Below are 26,068 nucleotides of genomic sequence, written 5' to 3' on the forward strand. Positions count from 1 at the left end.
CATGAAAATCCTCATCGTTGATGACTTCTCAACGATGCGGCGGATCATCAAGAACCTGCTGCGCGATCTTGGGTTCACCAATACCGTCGAGGCCGACGATGGCACTACCGCCATTCCGGTACTCAACAGCGGAAGCATCGACTTTCTGGTAACGGACTGGAACATGCCGGGCATGACCGGTATCGACTTGCTGCGCCACGTACGTGCCGATGAAAAACTCAAGCATCTGCCCGTGCTGATGGTGACCGCTGAAGCCAAGCGTGAGCAAATCATCGAGGCCGCTCAGGCCGGTGTGAACGGCTACGTGGTCAAACCTTTCACGGCTCAGGCGTTGAAAGACAAAATCGAGAAGATTTTCGAACGCATCGGCTGATGACGCGCGGGGGAGCTATGGAGCATAACGAATCTTCACAGGGCGATTTCGAGTCGACCCTGAAAAAACACGCGGTCGAACTGGTCGAGAGCCTTGAAAAAGGCAGGTTCGGCGACGCTGTGCAACTGATCCATGAGCTCAATCAGACCCGTGACCGCGGCCTGTATCAGGAAGTGGGCAAGCTCACACGCGAACTGCACAGTGCGATCGTCAATTTCCAGATCGATCCGCACATGCCGCAGGCCGAGGAAGTGTCGCAAATCACCGACGCCACCGAACGCCTGGGCTATGTGGTCAAGCTGACCGAAGCCGCGGCCAACCGCACCATGGATCTGGTGGAGAGCGCCACCCCGGTGGTCAATGGCCTGGCTGAAGAAGCCCAGGCGCTGAGCACCGATTGGGGCCGCTTCATGCGTCGTGAGGTCGGAGCTGAAGAGTTCCGCGAACTGGCGCGCCGGGTCGACGGTTTTCTGTCACGCAGCAGCACGGACAACCGTGCGGTGTCGAGCAACCTCAACGACATCCTGCTGGCTCAGGATTACCAGGACCTCACAGGTCAGGTGATCAAGCGTGTGACCCAACTGGTCACCGAAGTCGAAAGCAATTTGCTCAAACTCGTCCTCATGGCCAGTCAGGTTGACCGCTTTGCGGGCATCGAACACGACCGTGCCGCGATGCTTGCAGAAAAAGATCCACAAAAACATCTCTCGCAGGGTGAAGGTCCGCAGATTCATGCCGATAAACGAGAAGACGTTGTGTCCGGTCAGGACGATGTGGACGATTTGTTATCCAGCCTCGGATTCTAGAGTTTTGGAATTTTAGGTTTTTTGGGTTTTTAGACCTGTAGGAGCACCCCATTAATGAGCTTCGGCGCCGATGAAGAGATCCTTCAGGATTTCCTGGTTGAGGCCGGCGAGATTCTTGAGCAACTGTCCGAGCAACTGGTCGAGCTGGAAAGCCGCCCGGATGACGCAGATCTGCTCAACGCAATTTTTCGCGGTTTCCACACTGTAAAAGGGGGCGCCGGCTTCCTTCAGCTCAACGAGCTGGTGGAGTGCTGTCACATCGCCGAAAACGTGTTCGACATCCTGCGCAAGGGTGAGCGTCGCGTTGATGCAGAACTGATGGACGTGGTGCTTGAAGCACTGGACGCGGTGAACAGCATGTTCAGCGAAGTCCGTGAACGTGCACCGATCACGGCGGCCACCCCGGAACTGCTGGCCGCGCTGGCGCGTCTGGCCGAGCCGCAAACGGCCGACGAAGCTCCGGCTTCGCCAGTGGCCGAGATGATCGAAGAACTGGTCGTCGAAGGCGATTCGAGCGATTCGGGCGACATCACCGATAACGAATTTGAACAGTTGCTGGATTCGCTGAACGCCGTCAAGGCCGAAGCCGAAGCCCCGGCTGCTGCACCTGCGCCGGCTGCCGATGCCGCTGCCAGCGATGAAATTACCGACGCCGAATTCGAGTCGTTGCTCGATCAGTTGCACGGCAAAGGCCAGTTCGCGGCGGACGCCGTGGCACCGGCAGCGGCCGCTCCGGCGGCACCGGCGGCGGGCGACAGCTCGGACATCACCGACGACGAATTCGAAGCACTGCTCGATCAGTTGCACGGCAAGGGCAACTTCGCCGTTGAAGCGCTGGAGTCGGCGATCGCCTCGGCACCGGTTGCGCCTGCCGCACCGGCGGCCGCCGCTGCCGGCAGCGATCTGATCAGCGATCACGAATTCGAATCGCTGCTCGACGAGTTGCATGGCAAAGGCAAGTTCACCGATGTTGGCGCCGCTGCTGCGGGCACCGCGTCGACCGTGGCCGCGCCTGCCGCCAAGGCTGCTGCCGCTCCGGCTGCTGCGCCGAAGGCTGCACCCAAGCCTGAGCCGAAAGCCGAAGCGCCAAAACCTGCTGCCGCTGCTGCACCGGCGCCGGCCCGTGCCGCAGCTGCTCCGCCGCCGGAAAAACCGGCGAGCGAAGCCGAGACCACTGTGCGGGTCGATACCGCGCGTCTCGACGAAATCATGAACATGGTCGGCGAGCTGGTGCTGGTGCGTAACCGCCTGGTGCGCCTGGGTCTCAACAGCGGCGACGAAGCCATGTCCAAGGCCGTGTCGAACCTCGACGTGGTCACGGCTGACTTGCAGACCGCGGTGATGAAGACCCGGATGCAGCCGATCAAGAAGGTCTTCGGGCGCTTCCCGCGTCTGGTTCGCGACCTCGCGCGTCAGCTCAAGAAAGAGATCAACCTGGAACTGGTGGGTGAAGAAACCGACCTCGACAAAAACCTTGTCGAGGCCCTGGCCGACCCGTTGGTCCACTTGGTGCGCAACGCGGTCGACCACGGCATCGAGTCGCCGGAAGAACGCGAAGCTTCGGGCAAGGCCCGTGGCGGTCGCGTGGTACTGGCCGCCGAGCAGGAAGGCGATCACATCCTGTTGTCGATCTCCGACGACGGCAAGGGCATGGACCCGAACGTGCTGCGTTCGATCGCGGTAAAACGCGGTGTGATGGACAAGGACGCGGCCGATCGCCTGAGCGATACCGAGTGCTACAACCTGATCTTCGCCCCGGGTTTCTCGACCAAGACCGAGATCTCCGACGTGTCCGGCCGCGGTGTCGGCATGGACGTGGTGAAGACCAAGATTTCCCAGCTCAACGGTTCGATCAACATCTACTCGACCAAGGGCCAGGGCTCGAAGATCGTCATCAAGGTGCCGCTGACGCTGGCGATCATGCCGACCCTGATGGTGATGCTCGGCAATCAGGCGTTCGCGTTCCCGTTGGTCAACGTCAACGAAATCTTCCACCTCGACCTGTCGACCACCAACGTGGTGGATGGTCAGGAAGTGGTGATCGTGCGGGACAAGGCGCTGCCATTGTTCTACCTCAAGCGCTGGCTGGTCAGCTCCGCCGCTCACGAAGAGCAGCGCGAAGGCCATGTGGTGATCCTTTCGGTGGGCACCCAGCGGATCGGCTTCGTCGTCGATCAACTGGTCGGCCAGGAAGAAGTGGTCATCAAGCCATTGGGCAAAATGCTGCAGGGCACTCCGGGCATGTCCGGCGCCACCATCACCGGTGACGGCCGCATCGCGCTGATCCTTGATGTTCCAAGCATGCTCAAGCGTTACGCGACGAAGCGTATTTGAATCCGGGGCGGCGGGGCGACGACGTCCCGCTGCACCTAATGGAGTGTTTATGGCAGTCAAAGTCCTGGTGGTGGACGATTCGGGTTTTTTCCGCCGCCGCGTCTCGGAAATTCTTTCAGCGGATCCGAGCATCCAGGTGGTCGGTACGGCCACCAACGGTAAAGAGGCGATCGATCAGGCCCTGGCGCTCAAGCCGGACGTGATCACCATGGACTACGAGATGCCGATGATGGATGGCATCACGGCGGTGCGGCACATCATGCAGCGCTGCCCGACCCCGGTGTTGATGTTCTCCTCGCTGACGCATGAAGGCGCCCGGGTCACCCTGGATGCGCTGGACGCCGGTGCGGTGGATTTCCTGCCGAAGAATTTCGAAGACATCTCGCGCAATCCGGAGAAGGTCAAGCAACTGCTGTGCGAGAAGGTTCACAGCATCTCGCGCAGTAATCGTCGTTTCAGTGCCTACAGTGCGCCGGCTCCGGCCGCTGCACCGACGCCTGCGCCAGCCCCGGCGGCATCGAGCTTCAGCAGCCACAGCGCTGCTGCTCCAACGCGTCCGGCGCCTGCTCCGGCACCTGCTCGTGCGCCAGCTGCCAGCGCGTCGTCGCCGGCACCGAAACGCAAAGCCTACAAACTGGTTGCCATCGGTACCTCGACCGGCGGCCCGGTTGCCCTGCAACGGGTGCTGACCCAATTGCCGGCGAACTTCCCGGCGCCGATCGTGCTGATCCAGCACATGCCGGCGGCGTTCACCAAGGCGTTTGCCGAGCGCCTGGACAAGCTGTGCCGCATCAGCGTCAAGGAAGCCGAGGATGGCGACATCCTGCGTCCGGGTCTGGCGCTGCTGGCCCCGGGTGGCAAGCAGATGATGATCGACGGCCGTGGCGCGGTGAAGATCCTGCCGGGCGACGAGCGTTTGAACTACAAGCCGTGCGTGGACATCACCTTCGGTTCTGCGGCCAAGTCCTACGGTGACAAAGTTCTGGCGGTGGTGCTCACCGGCATGGGCGCCGACGGCCGCGAAGGCGCACGTCTGCTCAAGCAGGGCGGTAGCTCGGTGTGGGCGCAGGACGAAGCAAGCTGCGTGATCTACGGCATGCCGATGGCCATCGTCAAAGCCGATCTGGCTGACGCGGTCTACGGCCTGGACGACATCGGCAAGCACATCGTCGAGGCGTGTATCTGATGGATGTTTTAAGCCTTATCGGGATCATCATGGCGTTCGTCGCCATCATCGGCGGCAACTACCTTGAAGGCGGTCACCTCGGCGCGCTGGCCAACGGCCCGGCGGCGCTGATCGTCCTCGGTGGGACCATCGGTGCAGCGCTGCTGCAATCGCCGATGAGCGCCTTCAAGCGCGCCATGCAGATTCTCGCCTGGATCCTGTTTCCGCCACGTGTGGACCTGGCCGGCGGCATCGACCGCGTGGTCAACTGGAGCCTCACCGCGCGCAAGGAAGGCCTGCTCGGCCTGGAAGGCGTCGCCGATGCCGAGCCGGACAACTACTCGCGCAAGGGCCTGCAACTGCTGGTCGATGGCGCCGAGCCGGAAGCGATTCGCAGCATCCTCGAAGTGGACTTCTACACCCAGGAAGCGCGCGACATCGAAGCGGCCAAAGTTTTCGAAAGCATGGGCGGCTACGCGCCGACCATCGGCATCATCGGTGCGGTAATGGGCCTGATTCATGTGATGGGCAACCTCGCTGATCCGACGCAATTGGGCAGCGGCATTGCCGTGGCATTCGTCGCGACCATCTACGGCGTGGCCAGTGCCAACCTGGTGTTGCTGCCGGTGGCGGCCAAGCTCAAGTCAATCGCGTTGCGGCAGTCGCGTTATCGCGAAATGTTGCTGGAAGGTATTTTGTCGATCGCCGAAGGTGAAAACCCACGCTCCATCGAGTTGAAGCTGCAAGGCTTCATGGATTAAGGGAATAACCTCATGGCTCGTCGCAGACATCAGGAAGAACACGTCAATCACGAGCGCTGGCTCGTGTCGTACGCTGACTTCATCACGTTGTTGTTCGCTTTCTTCGTGGTGATGTATTCCATCTCGTCGATCAACGAAGGCAAGTACAAAGTCATTTCCGAAGCGCTGATCGGGGTTTTCACTGACTCCGATCGCTCGCTCAAACCGATCCCGATCGGTGATGAACGGCCGAAGACCGTGACCCCGGCCAAGCCGCTGGTCAAGGACAGCGAGCAGGTTGACGCCGGTATCGCCGGGGCCAGCGATCCGCTGAAAAGCATTGCCGATGACATCAGTGCCGCGTTCGGCGATTTGATCAGCTCCAATCAGATGACCGTGCGCGGCAACGAGTTGTGGGTCGAGATCGAACTGAATTCCAGCCTGTTGTTCGGCAGTGGCGACGCAATGCCGAGCGACATCGCCTTCAACATCATCGACAAGGTCGCGGCGATCCTCAAACCGTTCGACAACCCGATCCACGTCGAAGGCTTCACCGACGATCAGCCGATCCGCACCGCGCAGTACCCGACCAACTGGGAGCTGTCCTCGGCGCGTTCGGCGAGCATCGTGCGCATGCTGGCGATGCAGGGCGTGAACCCTGGCCGTCTGGCCTCGGTGGGTTACGGTGAGTTTCAGCCGGTGGCCAACAATGCCACCGCCGAAGGCCGGGCGAAAAACCGGCGCGTGGTGCTGGTGGTGTCGCGCAACCTCGATGTGCGCCGCAGCCTGACCGGCACCGGGACCGCCAATGCACAACCGGACGCGGCATTGAAGCGCGCTGGCACACAAACTGCACCGTCCCCGGTCAAGACGCCGGGACGCGAGAGTGCCGTCAATTCTCCGTCGCCCGCATTAATACGCTGAGCTATGTCTCGGTCGAGCATCTCGACCGGGAGGAACGAACCGAATGAGAGTCTGGGCAGTCGCCAATCAAAAGGGTGGTGTCGGTAAAACCACATCTTCCATCGCTTTAGCCGGATTGCTGGCGGAGGCGGGCAAGCGCGTGGTTGTGGTTGATCTCGACCCGCACGGCTCGATGACCAGCTATTTCGGCTACGACCCCGACAGCCTGGAACACAGCAACTACGACCTGTTTCTGCACAAGGGCAGCGTGCCGCAAGGCTTGCCCGGGCAGTTGCTGCTGTCGACCAGCGACGAACGCATTTCCCTGTTGCCGTCCAGCACCGCGCTGGCCACCCTCGAGCGCCAGTCGCCGGGGCAGAGTGGTCTGGGCCTGGTGATCGCCAAGAGTCTGGCGCAGCTGTGGCAGGACTTCGACTACGCAATCATCGACAGCCCGCCGTTGCTCGGCGTGCTGATGGTCAACGCCCTGGCCGCGAGCCAGCAACTGGTGATCCCGGTGCAGACCGAGCACTTGGCCGTCAAAGGCCTGGAGCGCATGGTCAACACCCTGGCGATGATCAACCGCTCGCGCAAACAGGCGCTGCCGTTCAGCATCGTGCCGACCCTGTTCGATCGCCGCACCCAGGCGTCGCTGGGCACCTTGCGCGTGCTGCGTGACAAATTCCCCGAAGAGATCTGGCAGGGTTACATCCCGGTCGATACCCGTCTGCGCGACGCCAGCCGGGCCGGTGTCACGCCTTCGCAGTTCGACGGCAAGAGTCGTGGCGTGCTGGCTTACCGCGCGCTGCTCAAGCATCTGCTGGCGCAACAACTTGTTCCGCAGGTGGCCTGAGCATGATCTCAATTCATGTAGGAGCTGCCGCAGGCTGCGATCTTTTGATCTTGCCTGGCGTTGCTCCTGAAAAGATCAAAAGATCGTCCGAACGCGGCACCGAACCTGCGGCAGCTCCTACAGGGGGCTGCGCATGAATCGGCCGGTGAAGTTGACGTCGAAGCCGCAACTGGCGTTGCAGTCCTATCTGGACAGCCTGCTGCAGGAAATCCCTGACGAGTTGCCGCCAGTGGAAGTGCAGGTCGAGGCGCCGGTCGAGGTGGTCGAAAGTACCGACGCGCTGGATGAGTTCCAGGCCGCCGTGCTTGAAGAACAGGCGCGTGATGCGCAGAAGGTTGTAAAGCCGGTTGCCGCGCCTGCCGTGGCAACCGTTGCAAAAGCACCAGTGGCACTGATCGAAGAAGCCGAGCCACCACGCGCGCCGGTTTCGACACTCGCACCGTTGCTGCAAACCCAATTGCTGAAAACCGCGCCGGAACCGGTCGTGGCCGAACCGGCGCCGATGGCACCGGCACCCGTCGAACAGACGCTGGTGCCGCCAGTGGTGGAAGTGCACCTGCCACCGAGCAACACGCCGCCCCCGGTGGAAACCGATGGCCGTCCGGCCTGGGCCTCGGAAGCCTTCGAATGCCTGTTGTTCGATGTTGCCGGGCTGACGCTGGCGGTACCGCTGGTGTGCCTCGGTTCGATCTATTCGCTGGCCGGCCACGAGTTGACGCCGCTGTTCGGGCAGCCGGAATGGTTCCTCGGGATTCTGCCGAGCCAGGCCGGCAATCTGAAAGTCTTGGACACCGCGCGTTGGGTCATGCCGGATCGCTATCGCGATGACTTCCGTCAGGGCCTGCAGTACGTGATTTCGGTACAAGGTTACGAATGGGGCCTGGCGGTGCATCAGGTCAGCCGTTCGTTGCGTCTGGACCCGAATGAAATCAAATGGAGAAGTCACCGGGGTCAGCGGCCATGGCTCGCCGGCACGGTGATCGAGCACATGTGTGCATTACTTGATGTAGCCGCGCTGGCCGAGTTGATCGCCAGCGGCGGGGCAAAGCACTTGGGCGGCCACAAGCCGCTACATAAATCGACATAGCAGCCGACATAACAGTCAGGCGAAGGCATTTTTCAATGCCTCCACACAGAACACACACCGCCCAGTGCGGTTTTTTCGAGGGGTCAGGGTATGAGTAGTCAGGCGACGAATGCAAAAGGTTCTGAAGATCCGATCCTGCAATGGGTGACCTTCAAGCTGGACAACGAAACCTACGGCATCAACGTGATGCGCGTTCAGGAAGTCCTGCGTTACACCGAAATCGCTCCGGTACCGGGTGCGCCAAGCTACGTGCTGGGCATCATCAACCTGCGCGGTAACGTGGTCACCGTGATCGACACCCGTCAGCGCTTCGGCCTGATCAGCGGCGAGATCAGCGACAACACCCGTATCGTCATCATCGAAGCCGACAAGCAAGTGGTCGGGATCATGGTCGACAGCGTGGCCGAAGTGGTTTACCTGCGTCAGTCGGAAATCGAGACCGCGCCAAACGTCGGCAACGAAGAGTCGGCCAAGTTCATCCAGGGCGTGTGCAACAAGAACAACGAGTTGCTGATCCTGGTCGAGCTGGACAAGATGATGAGCGAAGAAGAATGGTCGGAACTGGAGAGCATCTGATTGATTCTCGAGGTTGCGGTCATTGTCCTGTTCCTTTTCTGGGCAGGCACGCTGGCAATGTTTCTGGCGTACATCAAGGCGCAGCGGGTAATCGCTGCGCAACAGGCTCAGGGCGATGCGCTGCGTGATCAGCGCATCAAGGACCTGGCCAAGCGTGTCGACGACTATCAGAACGGCAACGTGCGCATGGGCGAAGCCCTGCACGAGCTGCGCTCGGTAGTCGGTCCGTTGCCGGACAAGATTGTCGCGCTGGAACAACGCGACCCGTCGAGCCTGTCGTTCGCCCAGGCGGCGAAACTGGTAGGCATGGGCGCGAGCGTCGATGAGCTGACCCAGTCCTGCGGCTTGACCCAGGCTGAGGCGGAGTTGATGCGCAAGCTGCATAAAAGCTGATTTTTGCGCTAAAGCTGAAATCGCCATTCGCGAGCAAGCCCGCTCCCACATTTGATCGCATTCCTTCAATAGGATCGCGGTCGAATGTGGGAGCGGGCTTGCTCGCGAAGGGGCCTTCGAAACCTCAGTAATCATCCCCGCGTTCGGTAACGTCCTTCTCGACCATCGGCGCATCCGGATCCTGCCCCTCGGGGAATTTCCCCTTCAGATTCCACGCGAACGCGATGATCTCGGCGATCGTGCGGTACAGCTCCTCGGGAATGCTGTCGCCCAGTTCCATCCGCGCCAACAGCCGCACCAGCTCGGCGTTTTCATAGATCGGCACTTCGCAGTCGCGGGCGATGCGCAGGATTTCTTCAGCCAGTTCTTCGTCGCCCTTGGCGGTGAGGGTCGGGGCGTGGTTGCCGTCGTATTTGAGGGCGATGGCCTGGCGTGGAGCAGTGGAATCGTTCATGCGGTTTCGTCGACCCAGCGGTGTTCGAGGCGGGTTTGATTGCCTTGCGGCGGGGTGCCGAGATGGCAGTCGAGATCGCCGACGTTCAGCCCGCGATCGAGCAGGCGCTGGCGCAGGGCGAACAGATTGTTGCCGATCAGGTCGGCGGTGTATGGGCGCTCGGCCCAGAGCTGGCTCGACAGGCTGCCGGCAATCAACTGCGCCTGAATCTGCATCGGCCCCAACGGCTCCATGTCGAACGCCAGATCGACGCGCCACAGCTGCTGTCTGGGTTCGCGTTCGTCACGGCGTTCGTTGGGTTGCGGTTCTCTTTCCGGCGCTTCCTCGCGCTGAAACTTGACCTGCAACGGCACGATGTCCTGCAGGTTGCGCATGGGGATTTCCAGCTGCCAGGTGCTGAGCAGACGGCCGTCGTCAGTGACCCCGGTCTGTTCCAGGCTCGACAGCTGATGGCTTTGCAGGCGCGACACGGCGGCTGCAGCGAGGCGCAGCAGATGTTCCAGGTCAGCTTCACCGTCCTGGCTTTGCAGCAAGCGGTCGGGCAGCGGAAAACTGCTCGGCACGGGTTTGGCGCTGACCTGGCCGAGGGTGCCGAGGGCGTTGCGCACGAAACTCGGCAGCGCTTGCGCCAGGGTGTTGGCGGCGATGATCGCGTTGAAACTGGCATTGCCCGGTGCGCCCGGCGACAGCTGAGCGATCAGCTTGAGCAGATCGGCTTTCATGTCCGGGGCCAGCGCCGGATTCTGTCCGGTCAGCAGTTTGGCTTCGAGGAAGGCGCCGCTGTTGGCCAGGGCCAGGGCCACGCCTTTGGCGCTGCTCATCTGCTGCACATCGGGCAGGTTGGCGAGCAGGCGCACGACGGCAGCGCGCAGATCCTGCGAGGTCTGATCGTCGTCGCTCGGCAGGTTTTGCAGAGCGTTGAGCAAACCGTCCAGCGAACCTTGGCGGCTCTGCTGGCCGAGCAGTTGCTGGCTCACCGCCAATTGCTTCTGGCGGCTGCTCAGCGGCACGAACTTGAGGGTTTGCGAGTCTTCGACCAGTGCCGAGAGCAGGGTGCCGATGCGCAGCGGCGTCGGACTGTCGATATCCAGCGTGGCACCGCGCTGCGCGGTGTTGAGCAGGCTCACCAGCGAGCGGTACACCGTCGGCTGTCCCGGCACTTGCGGCAGTGTCTGCGAGGTCAGCACCTTGCCTTGCAGCAGGGTGCCGACCGGCAATTGCGACGTATCGATGCGGGTGAGGGCGGCGACGCTGCTGGCAATTGCCTGCTGCACGGTGATCGCCAGATTACCCGCCGACGGCTGAGTGACGGCCAGGCTGGTGCCAGTTGGCAGCGGCAGGTTGCTGCTGGCTTGCACGGTGGTCTGCCGGCCGCCGTCGACGGTGACCTTGAGCAGCAGTTGAAAGGTCTGATCCGCCTGCTTGAGTGACAACACCTCGGCCTGGGCGCTTTGCCCGGCACCGATCAAGCCTTCGACCGGCGTCAGCAGCTTGAGCAACTCACCGCTCATCATCAGCGGACGAGCGTTCGCCGGGGTGGTGGGCGGGAGCGGGAGGATGTTCATTTCGCCTGTCATACGCGGACACAACCTGAGGAAATTGCACGCTTGGGAGTAAGGCACGGCATGTATAATGCCGCGCGTCTTGCGCTTCGTTCAAAAAACATAGCAATTGTTTGATCCAGCTCTCTGCTTCGCACCGTCATTGCATTTATCCTGCATCTCTTTAACGGCCGCGCCAGAGCCGACTTGAACCGTATAAGGCCCGTGATCCCTTGACCAGTCCTGTCCTGCAAACCGTTGCCCTTGCTTGTGAGCGAGACCTGCGGCTGCTCTTCGAAAATCTCGAATTAAGACTGGCCAGTGGCGATATGGTGCAGATCAGCGGCCCCAACGGCAGCGGCAAGACCAGCCTGCTGCGTCTGTTGTCCGGGTTGATGCAGCCGACCAGCGGTCAGGTGCTGCTCAACGGCCAGCCCTTGACTGCACAACCGAGCGAACTGGCGCGCAACCTGCTGTGGATCGGCCACGCCGCCGGGATCAAGGACCTGCTGACCCCGGAAGAGAACCTGTCTTGGCTCTGCGCCCTGCATCGGCCGGCCGAACGCGAGGCGATCTGGCAGGCATTGGCTGCCGTAGGATTGCGCGGATTCGAAGATGTTCCCTGCCACACCCTGTCCGCCGGTCAGCAACGCCGCGTGGCGCTGGCGCGGCTGTATCTGGACAGCCCGCCGCTGTGGATTCTCGACGAGCCGTTCACCGCGCTCGACAAACAGGGCGTAGCGCAGCTTGAAGAGCATTTGGCCGGGCACTGCGAACGCGGCGGTCTGGTGGTTCTGACCACGCACCACACGCTGAGCCGGATGCCGGCCGGTTATCGCGAGATCGATCTGGGGAACTGGGCAGTATGAGTGTGTTCGGCCTGTTGGTTGCCCGTGAGTCCCGCCTGCTGTTTCGTCGCCCGGCGGAACTGGCCAATCCGCTGATTTTCTTCGCCATCGTCATCGCCTTGTTCCCGCTGGCCGTCGGCCCGGAAACTCAAGTCTTGCAAAACCTGTCCCCGGGGTTAGTCTGGGTGGCCGCGCTGTTGTCGGTCCTGCTTTCGCTGGACGGACTGTTTCGCAGTGATTTTGAAGATGGCTCCCTGGAACAGTGGGTCCTTTCGCCGCACCCGCTGCCCCTACTGGTGCTGGCCAAGGTGCTGGCACACTGGTTGTTCTCAGGCTTGGCACTGGTTCTGCTCTCGCCGTTGCTGGCGTTGATGCTCGGTTTGCCGGTCGCCTGCCTGCCGGTGTTGCTGTTGTCGTTACTGCTGGGTACACCGGTGCTGAGCCTGCTCGGTGCGGTGGGCGCGGCGCTGACAGTTGGTTTGAAACGCGGCGGCCTGTTGCTGGCGTTGCTGATTCTGCCGTTGTACATCCCGGTGTTGATCCTTGGCAGTGGCGCTTTGCAGGCCGTCCTGCAAGGGATGCCGGCGACCGGGTATCTGCTGTGGCTGGGTAGCCTGACCGCCCTGGCGATCACCCTGACACCTTTTGCAATAGCGGCTGGCCTGAAGATCAGCGTCGGCGAATAATGAGGTCTGGTTAAAATTTAACCAGCAAAGACCCTGAGACTGCTCACACCGATGAGCGGCACCCGTGATGGAAACAGTATGAACTGGACCTGGTTTCACAAGCTCGGCTCGCCCAAGTGGTTCTACGGCATCAGCAGCAGGTTTCTGCCGTGGCTGAGCATTGCCGCGTTGCTGCTGATCAGCATTGGCGTTGTCTGGGGCCTGGCCTTCGCGCCGCCGGATTATCAGCAGGGCAACAGCTTCCGCATCATCTACATCCACGTGCCTGCGGCGATGCTCGCGCAGTCGATCTACGTGATGCTGGCGGTGTGCGGCGTGGTCGGGCTGGTGTGGAAAATGAAACTGGCCGATGTCGCCCTGCAATGCGCGGCACCGATCGGCGCGTGGATGACTGCCGTGGCGCTGGTCACCGGGGCCATCTGGGGCAAGCCGACCTGGGGCTCATGGTGGGTCTGGGATGCGCGGCTGACGTCGATGCTGATTCTGCTGTTCCTGTATTTCGGGGTGATCGCGCTGGGCAACGCCATCAGCAATCGCGACAGCGCCGCCAAGGCCTGCGCGGTGCTGGCGATCGTCGGGGTGATCAACATCCCGATCATCAAATACTCGGTGGAGTGGTGGAACACTCTGCACCAGGGCGCGACCTTCACCCTCACCGAAAAACCGGCGATGCCGGCAGAAATGTGGCTGCCGCTGTTGCTGACGGTGCTGGGTTTCTACTGCTTCTTCGGCGCCGTGCTGTTGCTGCGCATGCGCCTTGAAGTGCTCAAGCGCGAAGCGCGCGCCAGTTGGGTCAAAGAAGAAGTGCAGAACAGTCTGGAGGCCGCTCGATGAGTTTCGCTTCATTCGGCGACTTCCTCGCCATGGGCCATCATGGCCTGTATGTCTGGTCGGCCTACGGCATTTGTCTGGCGGTGCTGATCCTCAACGTGGTCGCACCGATCGCGGCCCGCAAGCGCTATCTGCAACAAGAGGCGCGTCGTCTGCGCCGGGAGAACGGCAAGTGAATCCGCTGCGCAAAAAACGTCTGACCCTCATTCTGGCGATCCTGGTCGGGGTCGGTGCTGCCGTCGGCCTGGCCCTCAGCGCCCTGCAGGAAAACATCAACCTGTTCTACACGCCGACCCAGATCGCCAACGGCGAAGCGCCGCACGACACGCGCATCCGCGCCGGCGGCATGGTCGAGAAGGGCTCGCTGCAACGTTCGCCGGACTCGCTGGACGTCAAATTCGTCGTCACCGATTTCAACAAGTCCGTGACCATCACCTATCGCGGGATCCTCCCGGATCTGTTTCGCGAAGGGCAGGGCATCGTTGCCCTCGGCAAGCTCAACGCCGACGGTGTGGTGGTGGCCGATGAAGTGCTGGCCAAGCACGACGAGAAGTACATGCCGCCGGAAGTGACCAAAGCGCTGAAAGACAGTGGTCAATCGGCACCGACCCCAGCGAAGGAGGGTTGATCGATGACTTCTGCACTGTTTATTCCCGAGCTCGGCCATCTGGCGATGATTCTGGCGCTGTGTTTTGCGTTGGTGCAGGCCGTGGTGCCGCTGTTCGGTGCGTGGCGCGGCGATCGTATGTGGATGGGCCTGGCCCAGCCGGCAGCGTGGGGCCAGTTTGCGTTCCTGCTGTTTGCCTTCGGTTGCCTGACCTACGCGTTCATGACCGACGACTTCTCGGTCGGCTATGTGGCGATGAACTCCAACAGCGCCTTGCCGTGGTACTACAAGTTCAGCGCGGTGTGGGGCGCCCACGAAGGGTCGCTGTTGCTGTGGGCGTTGATCCTCGGCGGCTGGACCTTTGCCGTGTCGGTGTTCTCCCGGCAGTTGCCGCAAGTCATGCTCGCCCGCGTGCTGGCGGTGATGGGCATGATCAGCACCGGTTTCCTGTTGTTTCTGATCCTCACCTCCAACCCGTTCTCGCGGATCCTGCCGCAGATTCCGGCGGATGGTCGTGACCTCAATCCGCTGCTGCAAGACATCGGCCTGATCGTGCATCCGCCGATGCTCTATATGGGTTATGTGGGTTTCTCGGTGGCGTTCGCCTTCGCCATCGCCGCTTTGCTGGGCGGTCGTCTCGACGCGGCATGGGCACGCTGGTCGCGCCCTTGGACGATTGTCGCCTGGGCCTTCCTCGGCATCGGCATTACCCTTGGTTCGTGGTGGGCTTACTACGAACTCGGCTGGGGTGGCTGGTGGTTCTGGGACCCGGTGGAAAACGCCTCGTTCATGCCGTGGCTGGTCGGCACCGCCCTGATCCACTCGCTGGCGGTCACGGAAAAACGTGGGGTGTTCAAGAGCTGGACGGTGTTGCTGGCGATCGCCGCATTTTCGTTGAGCCTGCTCGGGACTTTCCTCGTGCGTTCCGGCGTGCTGACCTCGGTACACGCGTTTGCCTCGGATCCTGAGCGCGGCGTGTTCATTCTGATCTTCCTGCTGTTCGTGGTCGGCGGTTCACTGACGCTGTTTGCGTTGCGTGCGCCAGTGGTCAAAAGCCAGGTCGGCTTCAACCTGTGGTCGCGGGAAACCCTGCTGCTGGGCAACAACCTGGTGCTGGTGGTGGCGGCGTCGATGATTCTGCTCGGCACCCTGTATCCGCTGATTCTGGATGCCTTGAGTGGCGCCAAGCTGTCGGTCGGCCCGCCGTACTTCAACGCGCTGTTCATCCCGCTGATGGCGTTGCTGATGCTGGTGATGGCGGTCGGTGTGATCGTCCGCTGGAAAGACACCCCGGTAAAATGGCTGGCGAACATGCTGACCCCGGTGTTGCTCGGCAGTGTCGCATTGGCCGTGGTGGCTGGTGTCGCTTACGGCGATTTCAACTGGGCGGTGATTGCGACGTTCCTGCTCGCCGCGTGGGTGTTGCTCGCCGGTGTGCGGGACATCTTCGACAAGACTCGCCACAAGGGCCTGATCAAAGGCCTGCCAACCCTGACCCGCAGCTACTGGGGCATGCAGATCGCTCACCTGGGCATCGCCGTGTGCGCGCTCGGCGTGGTGCTGTCGAGTCAGAACAGTGCCGAGCGCGACCTGCGTCTGGCGCCGGGCGAGTCGATGTCCCTGGCCGGTTATCAGTTTGTGTTCGAAGGTGCCAAGCACTTCGAAGGGCCGAACTTCACCTCCGACAAGGGCACCGTTCGGGTGATCCGCGACGGCAAGGAAATCAGCGTGCTGCATCCGGAAAAACGCCTGTACACCGTGCAGAGTTCGATGATGACCGAGGCCGGGATCGACGCCGGTTTCACCCGTGATCTGTACGTCGCACTGGGCGAGCCGCTGGAAAACGGCGCGTGGGCGGTACGGGTTCACGTCAAACCGTTCGTGCGCTGGATCTGGTTCGGCGGTTTGCTCACCGGTCTGGGCGGATTGCTGGCGGCGCTGGATCGGCGTTATCGAGTCAAGGTCAAAGCCAAGGTGCGTGAAGCCCTCGGCCTGCAAGGAGCGGCTGCATGAGACGTTGGTTGATGCTGGTACCCCTGGCGATTTTCCTGCTGGTGGCGGTGTTTCTTTATCGCGGTCTGTACCTCGATCCGGCGGAGCTGCCGTCGGCGATGATCAACAAGCCATTCCCGGAGTTCAGCCTGCCGAACGTGCAGGGCGACAAGACCCTCACCAAGGCTGACATTCTCGGCAAACCGGCACTGGTCAACGTCTGGGGCACCTGGTGCATTTCCTGCCGGGTCGAGCACCCGGTGCTGAACAAACTGGCCGAGCGCGGCGTGGTGATCTACGGCATCAACTACAAGGACACCAACGCCGATGCGTTGAAGTGGCTGGCCGAATTTCACAACCCGTACCTGCTGGATATCCGTGACGACGAGGGTTCGCTGGGCCTGAACCTCGGGGTGTACGGCGCGCCGGAAACCTTCTTCATCGACGCCAAGGGCATCATCCGCGACAAGTACGTCGGGGTGATCGACGAGCAGGTCTGGCGTGAAAAACTCGCAGCCAAGTATCAGGCGTTGGTCGATGAGGCCAAGCCATGAAGCGTTTTCTTGCTGCCGTAGTCTTGGGCCTGAGTCTGGCCGGCGTGGCGCATGCCGCGATCGACACTTACGAGTTCGCCAAGGAAGGCGATCGCGAGCGTTTCCGCGAGTTGACCAAGGAACTGCGCTGCCCCAAGTGCCAGAACCAGGACATCGCCGACTCCAATGCACCGATCGCCGCTGACCTGCGCAAAGAGATTTTCCGCATGCTCGGCGAGGGCAAGGACAATCAGCAGATCATCGATTTCATGGTCGATCGCTACGGTGATTTCGTCCGCTACAAACCGGCGCTCAATGCCAAGACTGCACTGCTGTGGTTCGGCCCGGCCGGTCTGTTGTTCGGTGGTCTGGTGGTGATCGCGGTGATCGTTCGCCGACGCCGCGCACAACGCACCGAGACCCCGCCATCGCTGTCCACCGAAGAGCGTCAGCGCCTCGACCAACTGTTGGATAAAAACCAAGAATGATTGATTTCTGGCTTGCCGCAGGGCTGTTGCTTCTGGTCGCCCTGAGTTTTCTGCTGATCCCGGTTTTGCGTGGCCGTCGCGCCCAGCGTGAAGAGGATCGAACTGCCCTGAACGTGGCGCTGTATCAGGAACGTGTCGCCGAGCTGCAAGAGCAGCAGGCTGAAGGTGTACTTGATGCGGCGCAAATGGACAGCGGTCGCGCGGAAGCGGCGCGTGAGCTGCTCGCCGATACCGAAGGCGTTGCTGCGCCGCGCGTGTCGAAATTGGGCAAACCGTTGCCACTGCTGGCGGCGGTACTGGTGCCGGTATTGGGCCTGGGGCTGTATCTGCATTTCGGCGCTGCCGATAAAGTCGAACTGACCCGCGAATTCGCCCAGGCGCCGCAGTCGATGGAAGAGATGACCCGCCGTCTGGAGCGTGCTGTCGCGGCGCAACCGGATTCGGCGGAAGGCCTGTACTTCCTCGGGCGCACTTACATGGCCCAGGATCGTCCGGCGGACGCGGCGAAGATGTTCGAACGCGCCGCCAACCTTGCCGGTCGCCAGCCGGAACTGCTCGGCCAGTGGGCGCAGGCGCAGTATTTTGCCGACGGTAAAAAGTGGTCGGACAAGATCCAGGCCCTGACCGACGAAGCGCTGAAAGCCGATCCGAAAGAAGTCACCAGCCTCGGTCTGCTCGGCATTGCCGCGTTCGAGGGTGAGCGATATCAGCAGGCAATCGACTATTGGAATCGTCTGCTGGCGCAGTTGCCAGAGGGCGACAACTCCCGCGCCGCCTTGCAGGGCGGGATCGAGCGAGCCACCGAGCGTCTGCAAGCCAGTGGCGGCAAGGTCGCCGCCGCGCCGGCCGCCAAGGTTGCCGCACTGCTCAAGGTGCGTGTCGATCTGGCCAGCGAACTCAAAGGCAAGGTGCAACCGGGCGACAGCGTGTTCATCTTCGCCCGCGCCGTTTCCGGCCCACCGGCACCATTGGCGGCCAAGCGCCTGACCGTGGCCGATCTGCCGGTGACCGTCGAACTGGGCGATGCCGACGCCATGATGCCGCAGTTGAAACTGTCGAACTTCCCTGAAGTCCAACTGGTTGCGCGCATCTCCCGCGCCGGCCAGCCGACCGCCGGGGAGTGGGTGGGTCGCAGCGGCCCGCTGGCCAGCAGCACCACCGCGCAGCAAACTCTGACCATCGACAGCCCGGACCGATAACCCCCGGAACCCACAGGAAAACACCGCCATGCACAGCCTCGCCCGCATCACCGTCATCACATTGGCCTTGAGCATGAGCGCATGTGCGGTGCACCGACCGGAACCGACCACCAACCTGCCGCCGATCCCGCCGTCACAACCAAGCCCGACCCCATCGACCTCGCCGACCCCGGGCAAAAGCATCCCGGCCAAACCGTCCAAGCCAGTCCCCCGCACCTCGGCCAGCTTCGCCCCACCACCGGGCGGCAACAGTCACTGGGACCAGAAACTCGGCGTCTACGTCCTCGACGACCAGACCAACACCTTCTACCGCCAGCGCACCTACTACCGCTGGAACAACGGCTGGAGCCGTTCGGTCAGCCCCAACGGCCCGTGGGAAGACACCAACATCCACGGCGTGCCGCCGGGGTTGGGCAAACAGTTCGGGCAGTGATGAAAAAACGGCGATCTCTGGATCGCCGTTTTTTTGAGTGTTGCCGGGCATTAATGATGACCCTGTAGGAGCTGGCGAAGCCTGCGATCTTTTGATCTGCTGTTTTCACAGTTCGCTGGTCAACAACCCCTGCACATAATCCACAAACACCCGCGCCTTCGCACTGACCATCCGCCCCGTGGGAAACACCGCCCACAAGTCCTGATCCGGCAATACCCAGTCACTCATCACCGCCCTGACCGCACCGCTTGCCAGCTCCGGGGCGAACATCCATTGCGAGGCGATGGTCAGGCCCTGATCGGCCAGCACGGCTGAACGCAAACCCTCGGCGGCGCTCACCCGCAGGCGGCCGGTCAGGGTTTGCGTCTGTTGTTCGCTGCCCTGGGTGAAGGTCCAGGTGGCGCCGCCGCTGAGGTTGTAAACGATGCCTTGATGCTGATTGAGGTCGGCAGGGCAGCTCGGTTCGCCGTGGCGATCGAAGTAGGCCGGGCTGCCGAGCACCACGCGGCGGCAGTCGGCGATCTTGCGCGCGGTGAGACCAGAGTCGCTGAGCGGGCCCATGCGCAGGGCGATGTCGATGCCTTCTTCGACCAGATTGATGTTGCGATCATCGAGCAGCAGGTCGATGTTCAATTGCGGATGCTGATCGAGAAACGGCCCCAGTTGCGGCACGACGTGCAGGCGGCCGAAGGTCACGGCGGCACTGATGCGCAGGTTGCCGCTCAGGCCGCTGGCGCTGCCACGGGCGGCGTTGTCGGCCTCGTTAGCTTCGTCGATGGCGCGTCTGGCCCGTTCGAAAAACGCCAGTCCGGCTTCGGTCGGGGTCAGGCCTCGGGTAGAGCGCAGGAGTAGACTGACGGCCAAGCGTTTTTCCAGATGCGCGATGGTTTTCGAGACGGCGGGCTGGCCAATGTTCAGCCGTCGGGCGGCGGCGGAAAACGATCCGGTTTCGACGACGTAGACGAAGGTTTCCATGGCGGCGAGGCGGTCCATCAGTCTTCCTGCAAATCTGAAAGTTGTCGTAGCCCCCTTGTGGGAGCGGGCTTGCTCGCGAAAGCGGTCTGACATTCAGCACATGTGTTGGCCGATCCGACGCCTTCGCGGGCAAGCCCGCTCCCACAGGGGAAAGGGTGCTGAGTGTAATCCGCGTCCATTCAATCACATGCGGTAAAACAACCAAACGTCGCCCTGCAGATTTATGTGCTTGAGTAAAGATAACTCTAGAGTTACTTTTATTCGGCCGGAGCAAGGAGGCGTCAGGTGCAAAGCAGGCTATTGATCAAGGAGCTGGAGGAGGCAGGCTGGACGCTGGATCGAGTCACCGGCAGTCATCACATCTTCACGCATCGTTACAACCCGTACACCATTCCCGTTCCTCACCCGAAAAAGGATTTGCCGCTGGGGACGGTCAAAAGCATCAGGAGGCGTGCCGGGTTGTACCACCCGCCAGCCAGCTACAAGGGAGATCCATAATGCAATATCCGATCTGCATCGAATGGGGTGACGACAACACCGCCATCGGTATTCAGATACCTGACATTCCCGGCGCCGTCACGGCCGGGGACACTTTCGAGGACGCCTATAACGCAGCCGTTGAAGTCGCCCATCTCATGTTGCAGGAGATGGTGGCGGACGGGGAATCGATTCCGATGCCGACGTCGGCAGCGGCGCATCGCAATAATCCGGAGTTTGCCGACATGGGCTGGGGGATGCTCGAGCTGGATATCTCGCCGTACATGGGCAAGACCGAGAAGGTCAACGTGACGTTGCCAGGCTATGTGATCCAGCGCATCGATCGTTATGTGCGTGAACACAATGTCAAAAGCCGCTCTTCGTTTCTGGCGGATGCGGCGATGGAAAAACTGGTTCGGTATTGAGCGTCATCGCTCCCACAGGCCCAGTGAGCAACCTGTGGGAGCGAGCCTGGATGCCTACGCCGTTGCCAAAGAACCACGCTGCGAAGCACTCAAAAACCGCAACAGCGCCAGCAGCGGGAACGCGCTGCCGACAATCACGATCCACAACCAGCCGCCATGCTCATACACCGCACTGGCAACCGACGAGCCGAAGGCGCCGCCGATGAAGATGCTGGTCATGTATAGCGCATTCAGGCGACCACGGCTTTTGGCGTCGAGCGAGTAGACCGCGCGCTGGCCAAGCACCATGTTCATCTGCACGCAGAAATCCAGTACCACGCCGGTCACGGCCAGACCGATCACGCTGTAGGCCGGGTGAATGAAGGCCGGCAGGAAGCTCAGGCTGGCGAACAGCATGGCCAGCAGCGAAGCGATGCGGGTGTGGCCAGCGTCAGCCAGGCGTCCGCTGATCGGCGCGGCGATTGCACCGATGGCGCCGACCAGCGCGAAGATCGCGATCTCGCTTTGCGACAGGCCATGGTTGCGCGCCAGTTCCAGCGGCACCGCTGTCCAGAACAGGCTGAAGGTGGCGAACATGCAGCCCTGATAAAACGCTCGCTGACGCAGTACCGGTTGCTGGCGCAGCAGGGTCCACAGCGAGCCGAGCAACTGGCCGTAGGAAGCGCTGTGATCCGGTTGGCGCTTGGGCACGGTCAGTGCCAGCACCACGCTGATCGCGGCCATCAACGCGGCGGCAATCATGAACATCGCGCGCCAGCCGAAATGGTCAGCCACCACGCTCGACACCGGCCGCGCCAGCAGAATGCCCAGCAGCAGACCGCCCATGATCCCGCCGACCACCCGGCCACGGGATTCTTCCGGCGCCAGATGCGCGGCCAGCGGAATCAGGATCTGCACCGACACCGAACTGAAGCCCACCAGCAACGAGATCAGCAAAAACACATTCGGCTGACTGGTGAACGCCGCACCGAGCAGGCTGGCAATCGCCACCACCGTGGTGATGATCATCAGCCGGCGGTTTTCCAACAGGTCACCCAGCGGTACCAGGAAGAACAGGCCCAACGCATAACCGATCTGCGTCAGCGAGACGATGAAACTGGCCATGGTGTCGGAGAGGCCGATGTCCGGCGCGATCAGGCCGATGATCGGCTGCGCGTAGTAGATGTTGGCGACGATCGCGCCGCAGCAGAAGGCGAACAGCAGCACCATGCCTCGGGTCATTGCGTGAGTTGTGGCGTTCATAAGGTTTCTCGATCCAGCGAAAGGGAATGCGGTGAGGCTAAGGGACGCACCGAGGCGGCGGTAGAAGCCTTGTATCGATATCAGTTATTCCGTTGCGGAATGATTGGCTTCAACGGCGGTGTCGTCCATCGGCGAACCTTGCGTCCGGCCGGGGAGGGCTGATGATACATTCACTTACATCTTCTTCGATAGCGTGCTTATGTTTACCGCTGCGCTTTTACTGTTCATCAACGGAGGATTGCCATGTTGCGCCAGCTGCTGCGTCACACCACCACGATTGCCTTGATCGGCCTGCTCGGCGCTGCTGCGGTGCAGGCCGCCGATGCACCCGGTATGTGTCTCGGCGTGCGCGGTGAGATCACCGGGGTCAGCGCCGACTCGTTGAACGTCCACGTCAACAGCGGCGAGAACGTGGTGATTCAGTTGACCGGTGACACCAAAGTCCGCGCCGTGACTCTGGCGAATATCGAGGACATCAAACCCGGCAGCTACATCGGCTCGGCCGCCATGCCGCAGGAGGATGGCACGCTCAAGGCAATGGAAGTGCACGTCTTCCCGCCGGAACTGGCCGGCAGCGGCGATGGCCACCGGCCGTTTGATCTGGCCAAGGGCAGCAGCATGACCAATGGCAGCGTTGGTGATCTGGTGGTCAGCAATGGCCGGGTGCTGACCGTCAACTACAAGGGCGGGCAGCAGAAGATCCTGGTGCCGGAGGATGTGCCGATCGTCAATTTGACGCCGGGGGATCGCAGCTTGCTCAGGGTGGGGGTGAAGATTGTCAGCTTCGTCACCCAGGACGCCGACGGCACGTTGACTGCGCAATCGATTTCCGCCAGCAAGGATGGCGTGACCCCACCGATGTAACTGGCTGACAAACAATCCCCTGTGGGAGCGGGCTTGCTCGCGAAGGCGGTGTGTCAGATACATGTTTTTGACTGACACACCACCTTCGCGAGCAAGCCCGCTCCCACAGGGGGGAGTGTGGTGATTGCCAATGCCCACAAAAAAGGCGACCTGTTGAGGTCGCCTTTTTCGTTACTGCCTAAGCCTTACTGGCCGGTATAAATCTGATCAAAGATCCCGCCATCATTGAAGTGGGTCTTCTGCACCGAACGCCAGTCGCCGAAGGTTTTCTCCACCGACAGGAAGTCGACTTTCGGGAAGCGGTCGGTGTGCTTCGCCAGCACCGCCGGGTCCCGCGGACGCAGGTAGTTGGCGGCGGCGATTTCCTGGCCTTCCGGCGACCACAGGTACTTCAGGTATTCGTCGGCAGCGGCGCGGGTGCCTTTCTTGTCGACCACTTTGTCGACCACCGACACGGGTGGCTCGGCTTCGGCGGAGACGCTTGGGTAGATCACTTCGAACTGATCGCGACCGAATTCACGAGCGATCATCTCGGCTTCGTTTTCGAAGGTCACCAGTACGTCGCCGATCTGGTTGGTCATGAACGTGGTAGTCGCGGCACGGCCACCGGTATCGAGCACCGGCGCTTGCTTGAACAGTTTGCCAACGAAGTCCTTGGCCTTGTTCTCGTCACCGCCATTTTTCAGCACGTAGCCCCAGGCCGAGAGGTAGGTGTAGCGGCCGTTGCCCGAAGTTTTCGGGTTGGGCACGATCACTTGCACGCCGTCCTTGAGCAGATCCGGCCAGTCTTTCAGGGCTTTCGGGTTGCCTTTACGGACGATGAACACGGTGGCCGAGGTGAACGGCGCGCTGTTGTTCGGCAGGCGGGTGACCCAGTTCTCCGGCACCAGTTTGCCGTTGTCGGCGAGGGCGTTGATGTCGGTCGCCATGTTCATGGTGATGACGTCAGCCGGCAGGCCGTCGATCACCGAGCGCGCCTGCTTGCTCGAACCGCCGAAGGACATCTGCACGGTGATGTTTTCGTTGTGTTCGGCCTGCCAGTGTTTCTGGAACGCGGTGTTGTAGTCCTTGTAGAAATCGCGCATCACGTCATAGGAGACGTTGAGCAGGGTCGGTGCGGCTTGAGCCACGCTGCCAAAGGCAAGACCGGCGGCGAGAAGTGAGGCGCCAAAGAGTTTTTTCACTGCGCATTCCTTGTTGTTTATGTGTAGGAGCTGCCGAAGGCTGCGATCTTTTGATTTGGGTCTAAAAACAAGATCAAAAGATCGCAGCCTTCGGCAGCTCCTACAGGGATTGTGGGTGATGCCAATTTGCTAGTGACTATAACGGGGCTGGCATAGTCGTTTAAAGATTAAAAAGCTCTGTGCTTATTCCAGTTTCTTGAACAACGCATTACCGCAACGGGAGCAGAACGCCGCGCCATGTTCATGGCTGTTTTTCTTGCACACCGGGCAGTCATGTTGCAGCTGTTCGCCGCGCATGGCGTTGGCCAGTTCGGCGGTAAAGATCCCGGTGGGTACGGCGATGATCGAGTAACCGGTGATCATCACCAGCGACGAAATCACCTGGCCCAGCGGGGTTTTCGGCACGATGTCGCCGAAGCCGACGGTGGTCAGGGTCACGATAGCCCAATAGATGCCTTTGGGGATGCTGGTGAAGCCATGTTCCGGGCCTTCGATCACATACATCAACGTGCCGAACACCGTTACCAGGGTGCAGACGCTGACCAGAAACACCACGATTTTCTGCTTGCTGCCACGCAGCGCCGACATCAAATAGTTGGCTTGCTTGAGGTACGGGCTGAGCTTGAGCACGCGGAAGATGCGCAGCATCCGAATGATCCGGATGATCAGCAGGTACTGCGCATCGCTGTAATACAGCGCCAGGATCCCCGGCACGATCGCCAGCAGATCCACCAGTCCGTAGAAACTGAAAGCGTAGCGCAACGGTTTCGGTGAGCAATACAGGCGCAGGATGTATTCACCGAGAAAAATGACGGTGAAACCCCACTCGATGTAGGCCAGCACATCGGCGTAGTTCTGGTGAATGCTGTCGATGCTGTCGAGCATCACCACCACCAGGCTGGCGAGGATGATCAGCAGCAAGGTGCCGTCGAAGCGCCGCCCGGCGAGGGTGTCGCTCTGGAAAATCATCACGTAAAGCCGTTCGCGCCAACTGTTGCTGCTGTCCATGGATAACGCCTGAATTGAAGATCAGCGCAGCCTAGGTTGATTGTCCCCCTGTGCGCAAGGCGTGGCGTCGACGGCCGCTTTGCCGAGCATCTGGATCCCGGCGCGGATCAGCCAGCCGGCGAGGATGAATGGCGCGGTCAGCGTCGCCAGACCGAGAGCGGCGAACAGCGGGGTGACCAGCAGCGCGAGGACGATGCCCAGCAGCGGCAGCCACGGATGTTGGCGTTGCGCACTGAAAGCGAGGGCGGCGAGCACCGCGTTGTAGCTGCCCAGACCCAACAATGCGGCAGCGGTTTCGTGGTGCAGCAGACTTGACGCGAGACCGACGGCCGAGGCTAGCAGCGCCCAGCAGAACGCCCGGCGATCAGCGATCAGCAAACCGATGCCGATCAACGTACCGGCCAGCGGATGATCGAGGAACATCACCTGACCGAAGCCGTTGAGTGCAGCGGCGAGTAGATTCAATGTATTCATTTCGATCGCTGGCATCGGCGCCGACGGTTCAGCGAACAGCAGCAAAATCCAGCCGATGGCCACGAATGGCGAGGTGTAAGCCGGTATCGATCGACTGCGGTACACATGTTTGAGCCATTGCTGAGTGAGCATCGCGCTCAGCCCGCCAGCCGCCAGAATCAGCGGCGGCAGCAGCGGTGACCAGGGGAAATACAGGCTGAGCAACAGACCGAGCAGCACGCCGTTGTAGCTGAACAACCCGGCCTGACGATCAGCCTTGGCATAGTTACGTCGTTGTGCGGTGAGCAATCCGGCGACGGCCCCGAGCAGCGCACCGGCAAACAGCACCGGCGCAGTGAGCAGAATCGCCAGCAGGCACAGCAAGCCGCACAGCGGGTGGCGCTGAAGGAATATCTGACTGAAACCGTTGAGCAAAGCCTCGGCCCAGTCGGGGCAGTGGTTGTTGAAATGATTGGCAGGCATGGCAGTTCTGAAAGTCAGTGAAACCGAGTCGCCTGCTTTCGCGAGCAAGCCCGCTCCCACAGTTGATTTGTGTACACCACAAACTCAATGATTGAACGGAAATTCAAGTGGGAGC

The 26,068-nt window shown here is 61.4% G+C and carries 30 protein-coding genes; 23 read left to right on the forward strand and 7 right to left on the reverse strand.

Annotated features, from left to right (window positions below):
* The first annotated feature begins 1 nt into the window (after position 1).
* The 10 genes from ACS4NR_RS02320 (at position 2) to ACS4NR_RS02365 (ending at position 9,230) form a co-directional block, all read left to right on the forward strand.
* Positions 2–373 carry a chemotaxis response regulator CheY gene (locus ACS4NR_RS02320; RefSeq protein WP_024012118.1) on the forward strand — a complete coding sequence of 124 codons (372 nt, stop codon included), beginning with the start codon at positions 2–4 and terminating at the stop codon, positions 371–373.
* A 17-nt stretch (positions 374–390) separates the two neighbouring features.
* Positions 391–1,179 (forward strand): protein phosphatase CheZ, encoded by a 789-nt coding sequence (locus tag ACS4NR_RS02325; RefSeq protein WP_027613919.1) that lies wholly within the window; start codon positions 391–393, stop codon positions 1,177–1,179.
* A gap of 54 nt (positions 1,180–1,233) precedes the next feature.
* The gene (locus ACS4NR_RS02330; protein ID WP_115987122.1) at positions 1,234–3,513 is read left to right on the forward strand and encodes a chemotaxis protein CheA; all 2,280 of its coding nucleotides are present in this window, start codon (positions 1,234–1,236) and stop codon (positions 3,511–3,513) included.
* 49 nt (positions 3,514–3,562) lie between these two features.
* Complete coding sequence (locus tag ACS4NR_RS02335; RefSeq protein WP_095139385.1) at positions 3,563–4,699, forward strand: protein-glutamate methylesterase/protein-glutamine glutaminase; 1,137 nt, start codon at positions 3,563–3,565, stop codon at positions 4,697–4,699.
* On the forward strand, positions 4,699–5,439 hold the full coding sequence (locus ACS4NR_RS02340) for a flagellar motor protein (protein ID WP_003222929.1): 741 nt from the start codon (positions 4,699–4,701) through the stop codon (positions 5,437–5,439). The genes ACS4NR_RS02335 and ACS4NR_RS02340 overlap by 1 nt, the downstream gene beginning before the upstream one ends.
* 12 nt (positions 5,440–5,451) lie before the next feature.
* Positions 5,452–6,342, forward strand: a complete 891-nt coding sequence (gene motD / locus ACS4NR_RS02345; protein WP_115987125.1) for a flagellar motor protein MotD — start codon at positions 5,452–5,454, stop codon at positions 6,340–6,342.
* Between the two features lie 43 nt (positions 6,343–6,385).
* Positions 6,386–7,174, forward strand: coding sequence for a ParA family protein (locus ACS4NR_RS02350; protein ID WP_003222933.1), 789 nt, complete (start codon positions 6,386–6,388; stop codon positions 7,172–7,174).
* Between the two features lie 133 nt (positions 7,175–7,307).
* Positions 7,308–8,261 carry a CheW domain-containing protein gene (locus ACS4NR_RS02355; RefSeq protein ID WP_456019004.1) on the forward strand — a complete coding sequence of 318 codons (954 nt, stop codon included), beginning with the start codon at positions 7,308–7,310 and terminating at the stop codon, positions 8,259–8,261.
* A gap of 90 nt (positions 8,262–8,351) precedes the next feature.
* Positions 8,352–8,837 (forward strand): chemotaxis protein CheW, encoded by a 486-nt coding sequence (locus ACS4NR_RS02360; RefSeq protein WP_456019005.1) that lies wholly within the window; start codon positions 8,352–8,354, stop codon positions 8,835–8,837.
* The gene (locus ACS4NR_RS02365) at positions 8,838–9,230 is read left to right on the forward strand and encodes a DUF2802 domain-containing protein (RefSeq protein WP_253149018.1); all 393 of its coding nucleotides are present in this window, start codon (positions 8,838–8,840) and stop codon (positions 9,228–9,230) included.
* Between the two features lie 124 nt (positions 9,231–9,354).
* Here the strand turns inward: ACS4NR_RS02365 and ACS4NR_RS02370 are convergent, their stop codons facing one another.
* Both ACS4NR_RS02370 and fliK read right to left on the reverse strand, forming a co-directional pair.
* A complete protein-coding gene (locus ACS4NR_RS02370) occupies positions 9,355–9,684 on the reverse strand; it encodes an EscU/YscU/HrcU family type III secretion system export apparatus switch protein (RefSeq protein WP_003222939.1) in 330 nt (109 codons plus the stop codon).
* The gene (gene fliK / locus ACS4NR_RS02375; protein ID WP_456019006.1) at positions 9,681–11,261 is read right to left on the reverse strand and encodes a flagellar hook-length control protein FliK; all 1,581 of its coding nucleotides are present in this window, start codon (positions 11,259–11,261) and stop codon (positions 9,681–9,683) included. The genes ACS4NR_RS02370 and fliK overlap by 4 nt, the downstream gene beginning before the upstream one ends.
* 197 nt (positions 11,262–11,458) lie before the next feature.
* Here fliK and ccmA point away from each other — a divergent pair, with 197 nt between their 5' ends.
* The 10 genes from ccmA (at position 11,459) to ACS4NR_RS02425 (ending at position 18,842) form a co-directional block, all read left to right on the forward strand.
* A complete protein-coding gene (gene ccmA / locus ACS4NR_RS02380) occupies positions 11,459–12,094 on the forward strand; it encodes a cytochrome c biogenesis heme-transporting ATPase CcmA (RefSeq protein ID WP_456019007.1) in 636 nt (211 codons plus the stop codon).
* Positions 12,091–12,759 (forward strand): heme exporter protein CcmB, encoded by a 669-nt coding sequence (gene ccmB, locus ACS4NR_RS02385; protein ID WP_456019008.1) that lies wholly within the window; start codon positions 12,091–12,093, stop codon positions 12,757–12,759. Before ccmA ends, ccmB begins: the two co-directional genes overlap by 4 nt.
* A gap of 78 nt (positions 12,760–12,837) precedes the next feature.
* The gene (locus ACS4NR_RS02390; RefSeq protein WP_047599963.1) at positions 12,838–13,593 is read left to right on the forward strand and encodes a heme ABC transporter permease; all 756 of its coding nucleotides are present in this window, start codon (positions 12,838–12,840) and stop codon (positions 13,591–13,593) included.
* Positions 13,590–13,766 carry a heme exporter protein CcmD gene (ccmD, locus tag ACS4NR_RS02395; RefSeq protein ID WP_003222944.1) on the forward strand — a complete coding sequence of 59 codons (177 nt, stop codon included), beginning with the start codon at positions 13,590–13,592 and terminating at the stop codon, positions 13,764–13,766. Before ACS4NR_RS02390 ends, ccmD begins: the two co-directional genes overlap by 4 nt.
* On the forward strand, positions 13,763–14,218 hold the full coding sequence (gene ccmE, locus ACS4NR_RS02400; RefSeq protein WP_095139391.1) for a cytochrome c maturation protein CcmE: 456 nt from the start codon (positions 13,763–13,765) through the stop codon (positions 14,216–14,218). Before ccmD ends, ccmE begins: the two co-directional genes overlap by 4 nt.
* Positions 14,219–14,221: 3 nt before the next feature.
* Positions 14,222–16,210 (forward strand): heme lyase CcmF/NrfE family subunit, encoded by a 1,989-nt coding sequence (locus ACS4NR_RS02405; protein WP_456019009.1) that lies wholly within the window; start codon positions 14,222–14,224, stop codon positions 16,208–16,210.
* On the forward strand, positions 16,207–16,743 hold the full coding sequence (locus tag ACS4NR_RS02410; protein WP_041072930.1) for a DsbE family thiol:disulfide interchange protein: 537 nt from the start codon (positions 16,207–16,209) through the stop codon (positions 16,741–16,743). Before ACS4NR_RS02405 ends, ACS4NR_RS02410 begins: the two co-directional genes overlap by 4 nt.
* Complete coding sequence (locus tag ACS4NR_RS02415) at positions 16,740–17,210, forward strand: cytochrome c-type biogenesis protein (protein WP_108590666.1); 471 nt, start codon at positions 16,740–16,742, stop codon at positions 17,208–17,210. Before ACS4NR_RS02410 ends, ACS4NR_RS02415 begins: the two co-directional genes overlap by 4 nt.
* Entirely contained in the window at positions 17,207–18,409 is a 1,203-nt protein-coding gene (ccmI, locus tag ACS4NR_RS02420; RefSeq protein WP_456019010.1) for a c-type cytochrome biogenesis protein CcmI, read from the forward strand. Before ACS4NR_RS02415 ends, ccmI begins: the two co-directional genes overlap by 4 nt.
* Positions 18,410–18,437: 28 nt before the next feature.
* Positions 18,438–18,842 (forward strand): hypothetical protein, encoded by a 405-nt coding sequence (locus tag ACS4NR_RS02425; RefSeq protein ID WP_115987133.1) that lies wholly within the window; start codon positions 18,438–18,440, stop codon positions 18,840–18,842.
* A gap of 105 nt (positions 18,843–18,947) precedes the next feature.
* Here ACS4NR_RS02425 and ACS4NR_RS02430 read toward each other — a convergent pair whose 3' ends face one another.
* Positions 18,948–19,835, reverse strand: a complete 888-nt coding sequence (locus ACS4NR_RS02430; RefSeq protein WP_456019011.1) for a LysR family transcriptional regulator — start codon at positions 19,833–19,835, stop codon at positions 18,948–18,950.
* A gap of 267 nt (positions 19,836–20,102) precedes the next feature.
* Here ACS4NR_RS02430 and ACS4NR_RS02435 point away from each other — a divergent pair, with 267 nt between their 5' ends.
* Both ACS4NR_RS02435 and ACS4NR_RS02440 read left to right on the forward strand, forming a co-directional pair.
* Positions 20,103–20,315: a type II toxin-antitoxin system HicA family toxin gene (locus tag ACS4NR_RS02435; RefSeq protein ID WP_027613935.1), complete on the forward strand. Its 213-nt coding sequence runs from the start codon at positions 20,103–20,105 to the stop codon at positions 20,313–20,315.
* Positions 20,315–20,719 (forward strand): type II toxin-antitoxin system HicB family antitoxin, encoded by a 405-nt coding sequence (locus tag ACS4NR_RS02440; protein WP_456019012.1) that lies wholly within the window; start codon positions 20,315–20,317, stop codon positions 20,717–20,719. The genes ACS4NR_RS02435 and ACS4NR_RS02440 overlap by 1 nt, the downstream gene beginning before the upstream one ends.
* A gap of 54 nt (positions 20,720–20,773) precedes the next feature.
* Here the strand turns inward: ACS4NR_RS02440 and ACS4NR_RS02445 are convergent, their stop codons facing one another.
* The gene (locus ACS4NR_RS02445; protein ID WP_003222953.1) at positions 20,774–21,961 is read right to left on the reverse strand and encodes an MFS transporter; all 1,188 of its coding nucleotides are present in this window, start codon (positions 21,959–21,961) and stop codon (positions 20,774–20,776) included.
* Positions 21,962–22,204: 243 nt separating this feature from the next.
* Between ACS4NR_RS02445 and ACS4NR_RS02450 the strand changes: the two genes are divergently transcribed.
* Positions 22,205–22,825 carry a hypothetical protein gene (locus tag ACS4NR_RS02450; protein WP_456019013.1) on the forward strand — a complete coding sequence of 207 codons (621 nt, stop codon included), beginning with the start codon at positions 22,205–22,207 and terminating at the stop codon, positions 22,823–22,825.
* 185 nt (positions 22,826–23,010) lie between these two features.
* On the opposite strand, the gene ACS4NR_RS02455 is transcribed toward ACS4NR_RS02450, so the two are convergent.
* The 3 genes from ACS4NR_RS02455 to ACS4NR_RS02465 all read right to left on the reverse strand — a co-directional run bounded on the left by ACS4NR_RS02455 (position 23,011) and on the right by ACS4NR_RS02465 (position 25,953).
* On the reverse strand, positions 23,011–24,009 hold the full coding sequence (locus tag ACS4NR_RS02455; RefSeq protein ID WP_253148997.1) for a sulfate ABC transporter substrate-binding protein: 999 nt from the start codon (positions 24,007–24,009) through the stop codon (positions 23,011–23,013).
* Between the two features lie 183 nt (positions 24,010–24,192).
* The gene (locus tag ACS4NR_RS02460) at positions 24,193–25,017 is read right to left on the reverse strand and encodes an ion transporter (RefSeq protein WP_047292605.1); all 825 of its coding nucleotides are present in this window, start codon (positions 25,015–25,017) and stop codon (positions 24,193–24,195) included.
* 21 nt (positions 25,018–25,038) lie between these two features.
* Positions 25,039–25,953, reverse strand: a complete 915-nt coding sequence (locus ACS4NR_RS02465) for an urea transporter (RefSeq protein ID WP_456019014.1) — start codon at positions 25,951–25,953, stop codon at positions 25,039–25,041.
* Positions 25,954–26,068: the final 115 nt, after the last annotated feature.

The sequence above is a fragment of the Pseudomonas sp. JQ36 genome, assembly GCF_053851495.1.